Here is an 11,997-nt window from a genome sequence, read left to right as displayed (position 1 = left end):
TTCACCTCTCCTCCTGCAGGCGAATCATCGCCTCGCGCGACCACGACGCCGTGACGGCCTGCCCCGGCGCAATGCCGCTTAGCGGCGAGAAATCGCTGAGATTGGCCTGGCTCACCAGCAGTTTGGCACCGTCGGCGAGCCTGAGCTCAAGGCGCGTGGCAGCCCCCTGATACTGAACGGCCTGGACGATGCCCTGCACCTGAACCTCACCCCCCTCATTCAGGCGGATATGTTCCGGACGCAGGGAATAGCTGCCCTCCATGCCGCAGACTTTATGCGCCAGGCCTGCATCGAAGACGTTCGAGGTGCCGACAAAACCGGCGACAAACGGCGTGCGCGGGCGCATGTAGAGATCGCGCGGGGTATCGACCTGCTCGATGCGCCCATTATTGAACACCGCCACCCGGTCCGACATGGAGAGGGCTTCACCCTGATCGTGGGTGACGAAAATAAAGGTGATGCCGAGTTCCTGCTGAAGTTTCTTCAGCTCGAACTGCATCTGCTCCCGCAGCTTGAGATCGAGCGCGCCTAACGGCTCGTCGAGCAGCAGGACGCGCGGTTCATTCACCAGCGCCCGCGCGATGGCCACACGCTGGCGCTGGCCTCCGGAAAGCTGCGAAGGCTTGCGGGCGACGGCAAAGCTTAAGCCCACTTTTTCCAGCGCGTCGCGAGCCTGCGCGTGGCGTTTTTTCTTGTCGACGCCTTTCACCATCAGCCCGTAGGCGACGTTATCGAGGATCGACATATGCGGGAACAGCGCGTAATCCTGGAATACGGTGTTCACGTCCCGCTCCCACGGCGGCAGCGCGCTCGCCTCTTTGCCAAAGATAGATATCGTGCCGCCTGACAGCTGCTCAAAGCCGGCAATCAGACGCAGGCAGGTGGTTTTGCCGGAGCCCGAAGGCCCCAGCATGGAGAAGAATTCTCCGTCACGAACGGCAATGGTGACCCCATCCACCGCCCGCACGTCGCCGTACAGACGGGAAACGTCATTAAACTCTACCGCGTACGTCATGTTCTGCTCCCGGATGATTAACGACCACCCATGATGGCGATGTAATCCTGCGTCCAGCGGCTGTAAGGCACATATTTTCCGCCTTCTGCGATGGGGGTTTTCCAGAACATGATTTTGTCAAAATAGTTATAGCCGTTGGTTTCACAGCCCTTGTCACCCAGCAGCGTGCTGGCCTTACACCCTTCAGGCACGACGGGCAGCGAGCCAAACCATGCCGCCAGATCGCCCTGCACTTTCGGCGTGAGCGACCAGTTCATCCACTTGTAGGCGCACATCGGGTGTTTTGCCTGCGCATGCAGCATGGTGGTATCCGCCCAGCCGGTCACCCCCTCTTTCGGGAAGACGGTGGCAACGGGCTGGTTCTCGCCCTTCAGGGCATTAGCCTGATACGGCCAGGCGCTGGAGGCCACGACGCCTTCATTTTTGAAGTCGCTCATCTGGACGGTGGTGTCATGCCAGTAGCGGTGGATCAGGGCATGCTGGTCGCGAAGTACCTTGAGCACGGCGGCATACTGTTCTTCAGTGAGCTGATACGGGTCGCTAATACCCAGCTGCGGCTGAGTGGCTTTGACGAACAGCGCCGCATCGGCGATATAAATCGGGCCGTCGTACGCCTGCACGCGTCCCTGATTGGTTTTGCCGTCCGGCAAATCCTGCTTCGTAAAGACCACGCTCCAGCTGTCCGGCGGCGTCGGGAAGGTTTTGGTGTTGTACATCAACAGATTGGGCCCCCACTGATACGGCGTGCCGTAGACCTTGCCGCCCACGTTAAACCACTCGCCCTTCACGATGCGCGGGTCAAGGGTTTTCCAGTTGGGGATCAGTTCCGGGTTAATCGGCTGAACGCGTTTTCCCATAATCAGGCGGAGCGAGGCATCACCTGACGCGGTGACAAGGTCGTAACCTCCCTTCGCCATCAGGCTGACCATTTCATCGGACGTGGCCGCCGTTTTAACGTTGACCGCGCAGCCGGTCTCTTTTTCAAACTGGGTAACCCAGTCATAATTTTTATCCGTCTGTCCGCGTTCGATGTACCCCGGCCAGGCGATAATATCCAGTCGGCCTTCCCCGTCGCCAATGGCCTTTGGTGGTTCTGCGGCTTGCGCGGTCATGATAGCCATGCCGAGCGCGCACAGGCTGCTGCGGGCAAATTTTTTGCTCATAAGAGTTACTCCTGTCGCAATGAAATTTAGCGGCAGCCGTGCCGTAAAAATATCTCCCTTATTAAACGTAGACCGCGCAAATGCGCCGCACCGTTCGGCTTAAGGAAATTTCATCAAGGTGTGACCGAGGACGCATTCCCCGTTAACTGGATTATAGACAAGGAGTTAGCCGCGAAAGCCGGTATGCAGATTTCATATGATACGGCACCGCAAAATATTTGCCGTGCCGTCGTCAGGATAAGAAATGATTATTCAAATAAAGGGGAAAAGTTATTCCATCATTGTGCTAATTAATTTACCTAACTGAATGACCGCCTGCTCTTCCCGCTCGCCCCACGCCCAGGACGTATTAAACCGGAAGAACGGCGTCCACGCGTCAGAGGTGGAAAACATCTTTCCGGGCGCAATGCTGATGTGGTGCGTTAAGGCCTTTTCGCTCAGCAGCCCCGCGTCCAGCCGCGCAGGTAGCTCCAGCCATAAAAAGTAGCCGCTGTCGTTGTGGTGGATTTTGACACCGGCGGGCATATGGCGCAGAAGCGACTGCCACGCCTGCTGTTTTCGCTCTGCGAGGGTTCGTCGCAGGCGGCGCAGATGGGCGTCGTAGCGTTTTGTCGCCAGATAGTCCACCAGCGCCAGCTGCATGGGGGAACTGGTTGAAAGCGTGCTCATCAGCTGCAGCTGCTGAATGCGGCGCGCGTGTTTTCCTGCCGCCACCCAGCCGATGCGAAACCCCGCCACCAGGCATTTTGAAAAGGAGGAGCAGTGAAGCGTCATATCTACCCGGTCCCAGGCTTTGGCCGGAAGCGGTTTTTCGCGACCAAAATAGAGCTCGCTGTAGACATCGTCCTCGATCAAAGTGACGTTGTGCTCCGTCAGGAGCGCGACCAGACGCGCTTTTTTTTCCGCACTTAGCGTAAAGCCAAGCGGGTTTTGGCCGTTGGTCATGAGCCAGCAGGCTTTTACGGGGTAGTCGTTCAGCGCCTGCTCCAGCGCATTCAGATCGATCCCCTCCCGAACGTCTGTGGCGACTGACAGCGCTTTTAGCTTCAGACGCTCCAGCGCCTGCAGCGCGCCGTAAAAACACGGGTTTTCAACAATCACCCAGTCTCCTGGCTCCGTCACCGCCTGCAAACTCAGGTTGAGGGCCTCAAGGGCGCCTGCGGTAATGACGATCTCGTCTGGCGAGATGTTCATCCCCTGCTGCGCATAACGGCGCGCAATGGCGTGACGGAGTTCAGCGTTGCCGGGCGGCAGGTTCTCAATCACGCTCATTGCGGTAGCGGTTTTACTGACGTTTGCCAGCGAGCGGTTGAGCTGCTGAAGCGGGAAAAGCCGGGGGTCGGGAAACGCGGAGGCGAAGGGAACAACGGACGGATCGCGGCTGGCCTGTAAGACCTCGAAGATATAGGTGTTTATATCTACCGCTTCATCACGCATTACCTGGGCAGGCGGCGCAGGCTGTTGTGCGGTCGGGCGCGAGGCAACGTAATAGCCCGACTGCGGCCTGGCGACAATGCGCCCCTGACTTTCCAGCATCTGATACGCGTGGCCAACGGTCATAAAGCTCATGCCGCTGCTTGCCACCTGCTCTCGCAGGGAAGGCAGCTTATCGCCCGGCAGCCAAACGCCAAGCTCAATCTGCGAGATAATTTGTTGCGCCAGACGCTGGTATTTTTTCATCAGATTCTCCTTATTGCCGACAGTGTATATCAGCAGGAGAAAAAGAGAAGATTTTGCTAACTGTTATAGTTTAAGTAAAAATTACTTACGGTACTCGGTAACGTGGCTTTGCGCCTGACGCGCAGCGGCCAGGTGATCGAGCGTGATCATTGACGATTTGCAAAAGATGCATTTCGCACCGAGCGGGTTTTTCTCAGATACATCAAAGACTGAGGTGCGGTACTGCGAGCCATGACAGCATGGGCAGCGGAAATGGATATAAGAAGTCATAGGATTCTCCTGTGAACGTAAAAACGTAAATTACTCATGAGCCGATCAGGCAATAATGGTTTTAAACAAAACTAATCGGAATGTAGATAAAGACCCAAGAGAGGCTGCGGAGAGGCACAACGTGATGAGAACTGCTTTATGAAACTACGTCAGATATTTTTTTGGACTCAAAACCAGAAGACCATTAACGCACGGCGATGACGACAAAGCAAGCGGTTTAATGCGGAAAATTCATAAAAAGAATATTTTTATTCCTCGTTGGCGAGGTATATCTGATAGCTAAAGCATACGTTTTATGCCAACTGTTATGGTTAAAAATGACTTTTCTGCGTCTGAAAGTCCGAACGTTGCCCCTATAGCATAACAGTACACCGTTTGACATTGAGGCTGTGCATGTTTGGTTTAGATGCTTTTCACCTTGCGCGGATACAGTTTGCCTTTACCGTATCCTTTCACATTATTTTCCCGGCCATCACCATCGGCCTGGCCAGCTATCTTGCCGTGCTCGAAGGGCTGTGGCTGAAAACAAAAAATCCGGTCTGGCGCTCGCTGTACCATTTCTGGTCGAAGATTTTCGCCGTCAATTTTGGCATGGGCGTGGTCTCCGGGCTGGTGATGGCCTACCAGTTTGGCTTCAACTGGAGCGGCTTTTCGCAGTTTGCAGGCAGCATTACCGGCCCGCTGCTGACCTATGAAGTGCTTACCGCCTTCTTCCTTGAAGCCGGGTTCCTCGGCGTGATGCTGTTCGGCTGGAATAAAGTGGGGCCAGGGCTGCACTTCTTCTCCACCTGCATGGTGGCGCTGGGCACCATTATCTCAACCTTCTGGATCCTCTCCTCGAACAGCTGGATGCAGACCCCGCAAGGCTACGAGATCGTCAACGGACAGGTGGTACCGGTGGACTGGTTCGCCGTGGTATTTAACCCCTCCTTCCCCTACCGCCTGCTGCATATGTCGATTGCGGCATTCCTGAGTAGCGCCCTGTTTGTCGGTGCATCCGCGGCATGGCATCTGCTGCGCGGGAATAATACCCCTGCCATTCGGGCGATGTTTTCGATGGCACTGTGGATGACGCTGATTGTTGCACCCATCCAGGCCCTGGTTGGCGATATGCACGGTTTGAACACCTTAAAGCATCAGCCCGCCAAGATTGCCGCTATTGAAGGCCATTGGGAAAATCCGCCGGGCGAGCCTACCCCGCTGCTGCTGTTTGGCTGGCCTGACATGGAGCAGGAACGCACCCGCTTTGGACTGGCGATCCCGGCGCTGGGTAGCCTCATCCTGACGCACAGCCTGGATAAACAGGTCCCTGCGCTAAAAGAGTTTCCAAAAGAAGACCGTCCTAATTCCACCATCGTCTTCTGGTCGTTCCGCATTATGGCGGGTTTAGGGATGCTGATGCTGCTGCTTGGAGTAGTGGCGCTCTGGCTGCGTTATAAAAAGCGGGTTTATTCTTCGCGTCCGTTCCTGTGGTTTGCCCTGCTGATGGGGCCATCCGGGCTGATTGCCATTCTGGCCGGATGGGTCACCACCGAAGTCGGCCGCCAGCCGTGGGTGGTCTACGGACTCCAGCGAACAAAGGATGCGGTTTCAGCCCATGGTGACCTGCATATGAGCGTGAGCCTGCTGGCCTTCTTCGTCGTCTATACCTCGGTATTCGGCGTGGGCTATAGCTATATGGTGCGCCTCATCCGAAAAGGCCCGCAGCCGCATGAATCGTTCGCCACCGAGTCCGATGGACGCCCGGCGCGCCCGCTTTCTGCCGTCACAGCTGAACATAAGGAGCAGCCATAATGGGTATCGATCTTTCCATTATCTGGTTTGTCATCATCGTCTTTGCCACGCTGATGTATATCGTCATGGACGGGTTTGATCTGGGAATCGGTATTCTGTTCCCGGCAACACAAAACGCCGACGATCGCGACGTGATGGTCAACAGCGTCGCACCGGTCTGGGACGGCAATGAGACCTGGTTGGTGCTAGGTGGTGCCGCCCTGTTCGGTGCATTCCCACTGGCCTATGCGGTGATTGTTGATGCTCTGACCATTCCGCTGACGTTAATGCTGATCGGACTTATATTCCGCGGCGTGGCGTTTGAATTTCGCTTTAAAGCCACGCCGGCCCACCGTCCTTTCTGGGATAAGGCGTTTATTGGCGGTTCCGTTCTGGCGACCTTTACCCAGGGGGTGACGGTAGGTGCCGTCATTAACGGCTTTAGCGTCACTGGCAGAACGTATACCGGCGGACCGTTTGACTGGTTTACCGCGTTTAACTTGTTCTGCGGCGCGGGTCTGGTGGTGGCCTACGCGCTGTTAGGCTCAACCTGGCTGGTGATGAAAAGCGAAAATGCGCTGCAGCAGCGGATGCGTGAGGTGTCGAAAACGCTGTTAATCGTGCTGCTGGCGTTTATCGCAGCGATCAGCCTCTGGACGCCGCTGGCGCACCCGGCCATCGCGGCGCGCTGGTTTACGCTGCCGAATCTGTTTTATCTGCTGCCCGTCCCTGCCCTGGTCGTCATGTTTAGCTTCTACCAGTGGCGCTGCCTGAGTAATCCTGACAGCCATACTTGGCCGTTTATTCTGACGCTGGGGCTAATATTTCTCGGCTTTAGCGGGCTTGGGATCAGCATCTGGCCGCATATCATACCGCCGTCGATCACCCTTTGGCAGGCCGCCGCGCCGACGCAAAGCCAGGGCTTTATGCTGGTGGGCGCGCTGTTGATCATTCCCGTTATTCTGGTCTACACCTTCTGGAGCTACTACGTATTTCGCGGCAAAGTTCAGCCTGGGGAGGGTTATCACTGATGCAACAACCTGTCTGGAAAAGATTGCTGTGGCTGGCCATTATCTGGGGCGGCAGCGTACTTGCGCTGGCAGCAGTCAGCATGCTCTTTCGCATGCTGATGACGGCTGCCGGGTTTAAATCGCATTAAACTTCATTCCGGGCAGCCCTGCGCTGCCCGTCACCACCCCGCACTTTCAGATAAACCCCATTAACGCACCGCAGAGTATCGTTACACTGGTAAAAGATTCACAGAATTTATTATTTGAGAAGAAAAATGAAAAAGCTCATCGCGTTAAGTGTTATCAGCCTTGTCCTCAGCGGCTGCGTTAATCCGGGCAAAGCATCCGTTCAGCCGGATCAGCTGAAGAGCCACCGTTTTGTTCTGGAAAACGTGGACGGCAAATCCGTGAAGGGCATGACAACGCAGCCTGAGATCGCTTTTAACGCGCTTCCCGACATTAGCCTCATTAATAACATTAGCGTTTCGGGCCAGATGTGTAACCGCTTCAACGGGCAGGGGAAGCTGTCCGAAGGTGAGCTGAAAGTGAAAACGCTGGCGATGACCCGCAAACTTTGTACCGAACCACAGCTTAACGAGCTGGATCAGGCCATCGGCGACATGCTGCGCAAAGGGGCGCAGGTCGACCTGACTGAAGACCAGCTGACGCTGGCGACGGCCGATAAGACGCTGATGTTTAAGCGAGCAGAATAATCAGTAGCTACCGCAGCTTCCAACGGCAAGCGACTGTTCACTGCAGCGTTTGCCGTTTGGCAAGGCGCACATCCCAATAGCCGAACCGTCAAGCTGGCGGGCAACAGACAGCGAGCCGCCAATCATGGCGCAGTTGGCCTGGCCTGAACTGGACATTGCCGCTTTCATTCCCGGCGCCACGTGGGCCGCCGTGGCCTGCTGCACAGGTTCACTGCTACATGCCGACAACAACAACGCGGCACACCCTACCCAAAATGCTGAACGCATGCTCTCTTCCCCGTAATTAGTGCGAAACCTAAGCATAATAGGCATCACATCCCGTGTCGTCGAGAGCGGAAGTGCGTATTTATGCGCCGCTGAAACAATTTCTCGCAATTTTTTCGCCCTAAGTTTGATCTAACCATTGATGGTGGGAATACCGAGGACACAAAAGCGAAAATCGTAAAACCCCCTGTTTGCTAGACTACACAGATAATATTCAGGGTTTGTCGCCTTATGACAGCCCCCTATTTTTTGCGCAATGTAAGGGTGTCGTCCTATGCAAACTATTGACGGTAATGGTGCAGTTGCCTCAGTCGCGTTTCGCACCAGTGAAGTTATCGCCATTTATCCGATCACGCCAAGTTCAACTATGGCCGAGCAGGCGGATGCCTGGGCGGGAAACGGGTTAAAAAACGTCTGGGGCGATGTCCCGAGAGTGGTTGAAATGCAGTCTGAAGCGGGTGCGATTGCTACGGTCCACGGTGCGCTGCAGACTGGCGCGCTTTCCACGTCGTTCACCTCCTCTCAGGGATTGCTGTTGATGATCCCAACGCTGTACAAACTCGCGGGTCAACTGACCCCCTTCGTCCTGCACGTCGCGGCGCGTACCGTGGCCACCCACGCACTTTCAATTTTTGGCGATCACTCGGACGTGATGGCCGTGCGCCAGACCGGGTGCGCGATGCTGTGCGCCAGCAGCGTTCAGGAAGCGCAGGACTTTGCCTTAATTTCGCATATCGCCACGCTTAAAAGTCGCGTGCCGTTTATTCACTTCTTTGATGGTTTCCGCACCTCTCACGAAATCAACAAAATCGTCCCGCTGGCTGACGAGACTATCCTGGATCTGCTGCCGCAGGCGGAAATTGACGCGCATCGCGCCCGCGCCCTGAACCCGGAACATCCGGTAATTCGCGGGACATCGGCAAACCCGGATACTTATTTCCAGTCACGCGAGGCCACAAACCCGTGGTACAACGCGGTTTATGACCACGTCGAGCAGGCAATGAATGACTTTGCCGCCGCAACCGGACGCGAGTACAAGCCGTTCGAATACTACGGCCATCCGCAGGCCGAGCGCGTGATTGTGCTGATGGGATCTGCTATCGGCACCTGTGAAGAAGTCGTTGACGAGCTGCTGACCCGCGGCGAAAAGGTCGGCGTGCTTAAAGTGCGTCTTTACCGCCCGTTCTCGGCTAAACATCTGCTCTCTGCCCTGCCGGAAAGCGCGCGTACCGTGGCGGTGCTCGATCGAACCAAAGAGCCTGGCGCACACGCGGAACCGCTGTATCTTGACGTGATGACCGCCCTCGCTGAAGCCTTTAATAACGGCGAACGTGAAACGCTACCGCGCGTTATCGGCGGTCGCTATGGCCTGTCTTCCAAAGAGTTTGGCCCGGACTGCGTGCTGGCCGTGTTTAACGAGCTAAGGGAAGCGAAACCTAAGCCGCGTTTCACGGTCGGCATTTATGATGACGTAACGAATCTTTCCCTGCCTTTACCGGAAAATACCCTGCCTGCGACAGCCAAACTTGAAGCGCTGTTCTACGGCCTGGGCAGCGACGGCAGCGTCTCGGCCACCAAAAACAACATCAAGATCATCGGCAATTCAACCCCGTGGTACGCGCAGGGTTACTTCGTCTACGACTCCAAGAAAGCCGGCGGTCTGACCGTTTCTCACCTGCGCGTCAGCGAGCAGCCCATCCGCTCGGCCTACCTTATTTCTCAGGCCGACTTTGTTGGCTGCCATCAGCTGCAGTTTATCGACAAGTACCAGATGGCTGAGCGCCTGAAGCCCGGCGGTATTTTCCTCCTCAATACGCCATACAATTCGGATGAGGTCTGGGCGCGCCTGCCGCAGGAAGTACAGACGGTGCTGAATCAGAAAAAAGCCCGATTCTATGTGGTTAACGCGGCGAAAATTGCCCGCGAATGTGGCCTAGCCGCGCGTATTAATACCGTCATGCAAATGGCCTTCTTCCATCTGACCAATATCCTGCCGGGCGACAGCGCGCTGGTGGAACTTCAGGGCGCCATCGCCAAAAGCTACAGCAGCAAGGGGCAGGAACTGGTAGAGCGAAACTGGCAGGCGCTGGCGCTGGCGCGCGAGTCCCTGTTCGAGGTGCCGCTGCAGCCGGTCAATGACGCCAGCCCGAATCGCCCTCCGGTGGTCTCGGATTCCGCACCTGATTTCGTGAAGACCGTCACGGCCGCCATGCTGGCCGGGCTGGGTGACGCCCTGCCCGTCTCTGCGCTGCCGCCGGACGGAACCTGGCCGATGGGTACCACCCGCTGGGAAAAACGCAACATCGCCGAAGCGATCCCCATCTGGAAAGAAGAACTCTGTACCCAGTGTAACCACTGCGTCGCGGCCTGCCCGCACTCGGCCATTCGCGCCAAAGTGGTGTCACCGGAAGCAATGGAAGATGCCCCGGCCAGCCTGCACTCTCTGGATGTAAAATCCCGCGACATGCGCGGCCAGAAATACGTTCTGCAGGTCGCACCGGAAGACTGCACCGGGTGTAACCTGTGCGTTGAGGTCTGCCCGGCAAAAGATCGCCAGAACCCGGACATCAAAGCCATCAATATGATGTCGCGCCTTGAACACGTTGAAGAAGAAAAAGTGAATTATGACTTCTTCCTGAACCTGCCGGAAATCGATCGCAGCAAGCTGGAACGCATTGATATTCGTACCTCGCAGCTGATCACGCCGCTGTTCGAGTACTCCGGCGCCTGCTCCGGCTGCGGTGAAACGCCGTACATCAAACTGCTTACCCAGCTGTATGGTGACAGGATGCTGATTGCCAACGCCACCGGCTGCTCGTCTATCTATGGCGGTAACCTGCCCTCCACGCCGTACACCACCGATGCGAATGGGCGCGGTCCGGCATGGGCAAACTCGTTATTCGAGGATAACGCCGAATTTGGTCTGGGCTTCCGACTCACCGTTGACCAGCACCGCGCGCGTGTCATGCGCCTGCTTGAACAATTTGCCGATAAGATCCCGGCTGAACTTAACGCGGCGCTACACGCAGAAGCCACGCCAGAGGTTCGTCGCGAGCAGGTAGCTGCACTTCGCAGCGCACTCAAGGGAATTGACGGCGCTGAACAGCTTCTGACCGACGCTGACGCCCTGGTCGAAAAATCGATCTGGCTGATTGGCGGTGACGGCTGGGCTTACGACATCGGCTTTGGCGGGCTGGATCATGTGTTAAGCCTGACCGAAAACGTCAACATTCTGGTTCTGGATACGCAGTGTTATTCCAATACCGGTGGGCAGGCATCGAAAGCCACGCCGCTGGGCGCCGTCACGAAATTTGGTGAACACGGTAAACGCAAGGCACGTAAGGATCTCGGCGTGAGCATGATGATGTACGGCCACGTTTACGTCGCGCAAATCTCGCTGGGGGCGCAGCTTAACCAGACGGTGAAAGCCATTCAGGAGGCTGAAGCGTATCCGGGGCCGTCGCTGATCATTGCCTACAGCCCGTGCGAAGAGCATGGCTACGACCTGGCCCTCAGCCACGATCAGATGCGTCAGCTGACGGCCACCGGCTTCTGGCCGCTCTACCGGTTCGATCCGCGCCGTGCGGACGAGGGCAAATTACCGCTGGCGCTGGATTCACGTCCGCCGTCAGATGCCCTGGCAGAGACGCTGATGCAGGAACAGCGCTTCCGCCGTCTTAATGCGCAACAGCCTGAGGTGGCAGAACAGCTCTGGAAAGACGCCGCCGAAGATCTGCAAAAACGGTATGACTTCCTGGCACAAATGGCGGGTAAAGCCGAAAAATCAACCAGCGACTAACTCCACTGCCCGGCTTGTCCGGGCATTTTTTTGCCATAAAAAAAGCCCGATGTCTTCACACCGGGCTAATCCAGATAATTAATGAATCTCTCTTTAGTTTCCCAAATGACATTCACGATAATTATGGATAAATAATCTTAAAGACATATAACGCCGCAGAGATTACCTGATTCAACCGCTGATTAATAATTTTTATTTAATATGAATCATTTTCAATCATTCACCACAACAATGATCATTTCCGCGGATTTATTCATTTGAGATTTTACTCAATTAGTAACAATTATATTTCTGTCTCTTATACACATCT

General features: G+C 55.9%; 10 protein-coding genes. 5 read left to right on the top strand and 5 right to left on the bottom strand.

Annotated elements, in window-relative coordinates; translation table 11 throughout:
• Position 1 precedes the first annotated feature (1 nt).
• From HBA26_RS12120 to HBA26_RS12105, 4 genes are all read right to left on the bottom strand, one after another.
• Entirely contained in the window at positions 2-1,015 is a 1,014-nt protein-coding gene (locus HBA26_RS12120) for an ABC transporter ATP-binding protein (protein ID WP_126345484.1), read from the bottom strand.
• A 17-nt stretch (positions 1,016-1,032) separates the two neighbouring features.
• Positions 1,033-2,178, bottom strand: coding sequence for a putative ABC transporter substrate-binding protein YdcS (ydcS, locus tag HBA26_RS12115; RefSeq protein WP_126345483.1), 1,146 nt, complete (start codon positions 2,176-2,178; stop codon positions 1,033-1,035).
• A 270-nt stretch (positions 2,179-2,448) separates the two neighbouring features.
• The gene (locus HBA26_RS12110) at positions 2,449-3,858 is read right to left on the bottom strand and encodes a PLP-dependent aminotransferase family protein (RefSeq protein WP_049136489.1); all 1,410 of its coding nucleotides are present in this window, start codon (positions 3,856-3,858) and stop codon (positions 2,449-2,451) included.
• Between the two features lie 81 nt (positions 3,859-3,939).
• Positions 3,940-4,128, bottom strand: coding sequence for a hypothetical protein (locus HBA26_RS12105; RefSeq protein ID WP_028013309.1), 189 nt, complete (start codon positions 4,126-4,128; stop codon positions 3,940-3,942).
• Positions 4,129-4,521: 393 nt separating this feature from the next.
• Here HBA26_RS12105 and HBA26_RS12100 point away from each other — a divergent pair, with 393 nt between their 5' ends.
• The 4 genes from HBA26_RS12100 to hslJ all read left to right on the top strand — a co-directional run bounded on the left by HBA26_RS12100 (position 4,522) and on the right by hslJ (position 7,624).
• Positions 4,522-5,922 (top strand): cytochrome ubiquinol oxidase subunit I, encoded by a 1,401-nt coding sequence (locus HBA26_RS12100; RefSeq protein WP_126345482.1) that lies wholly within the window; start codon positions 4,522-4,524, stop codon positions 5,920-5,922.
• The gene (cydB, locus tag HBA26_RS12095) at positions 5,922-6,932 is read left to right on the top strand and encodes a cytochrome d ubiquinol oxidase subunit II (protein WP_126345481.1); all 1,011 of its coding nucleotides are present in this window, start codon (positions 5,922-5,924) and stop codon (positions 6,930-6,932) included. Before HBA26_RS12100 ends, cydB begins: the two co-directional genes overlap by 1 nt.
• Positions 6,932-7,060: a DUF2474 domain-containing protein gene (locus HBA26_RS12090; protein WP_008501283.1), complete on the top strand. Its 129-nt coding sequence runs from the start codon at positions 6,932-6,934 to the stop codon at positions 7,058-7,060. The genes cydB and HBA26_RS12090 overlap by 1 nt, the downstream gene beginning before the upstream one ends.
• Before the next feature lie 126 nt (positions 7,061-7,186).
• Positions 7,187-7,624 (top strand): heat shock protein HslJ, encoded by a 438-nt coding sequence (gene hslJ, locus HBA26_RS12085; protein WP_126345480.1) that lies wholly within the window; start codon positions 7,187-7,189, stop codon positions 7,622-7,624.
• Here the strand turns inward: hslJ and HBA26_RS12080 are convergent, their stop codons facing one another.
• A complete protein-coding gene (locus tag HBA26_RS12080) occupies positions 7,625-7,891 on the bottom strand; it encodes a DUF333 domain-containing protein (protein WP_028013313.1) in 267 nt (88 codons plus the stop codon).
• Between the two features lie 271 nt (positions 7,892-8,162).
• On the opposite strand from HBA26_RS12080, the gene nifJ reads away from it, so the two are divergent.
• Positions 8,163-11,687 (top strand): pyruvate:ferredoxin (flavodoxin) oxidoreductase, encoded by a 3,525-nt coding sequence (gene nifJ, locus HBA26_RS12075; RefSeq protein WP_126345479.1) that lies wholly within the window; start codon positions 8,163-8,165, stop codon positions 11,685-11,687.
• Positions 11,688-11,997: the final 310 nt, after the last annotated feature.

The organism is Enterobacter sp. 725m/11, from assembly GCF_011683705.1.
GTDB lineage: Bacteria > Pseudomonadota > Gammaproteobacteria > Enterobacterales > Enterobacteriaceae > Enterobacter > Enterobacter bugandensis.
Note: the sequence above shows the minus strand (reverse complement) of the source record. Positions and strands in the feature narration are given on the sequence as shown.

Bases quoted from the DNA above. Each gene is read 5' to 3' on its own strand.
- HBA26_RS12120 (WP_126345484.1), bottom strand. From the start codon at position 1,015: ATGACGTACGCGGTAGAGTTTAATGACGTTTCCCGTCTGTACGGCGAC.
- ydcS (WP_126345483.1), bottom strand. From the start codon at position 2,178: ATGAGCAAAAAATTTGCCCGCAGCAGCCTGTGCGCGCTCGGCATGGCT.
- HBA26_RS12110 (WP_049136489.1), bottom strand. From the start codon at position 3,858: ATGAAAAAATACCAGCGTCTGGCGCAACAAATTATCTCGCAGATTGAG.
- HBA26_RS12105 (WP_028013309.1), bottom strand. From the start codon at position 4,128: ATGACTTCTTATATCCATTTCCGCTGCCCATGCTGTCATGGCTCGCAG.
- HBA26_RS12100 (WP_126345482.1), top strand. From the start codon at position 4,522: ATGTTTGGTTTAGATGCTTTTCACCTTGCGCGGATACAGTTTGCCTTT.
- cydB (WP_126345481.1), top strand. From the start codon at position 5,922: ATGGGTATCGATCTTTCCATTATCTGGTTTGTCATCATCGTCTTTGCC.
- HBA26_RS12090 (WP_008501283.1), top strand. From the start codon at position 6,932: ATGCAACAACCTGTCTGGAAAAGATTGCTGTGGCTGGCCATTATCTGG.
- hslJ (WP_126345480.1), top strand. From the start codon at position 7,187: ATGAAAAAGCTCATCGCGTTAAGTGTTATCAGCCTTGTCCTCAGCGGC.
- HBA26_RS12080 (WP_028013313.1), bottom strand. From the start codon at position 7,891: ATGCGTTCAGCATTTTGGGTAGGGTGTGCCGCGTTGTTGTTGTCGGCA.
- nifJ (WP_126345479.1), top strand. From the start codon at position 8,163: ATGCAAACTATTGACGGTAATGGTGCAGTTGCCTCAGTCGCGTTTCGC.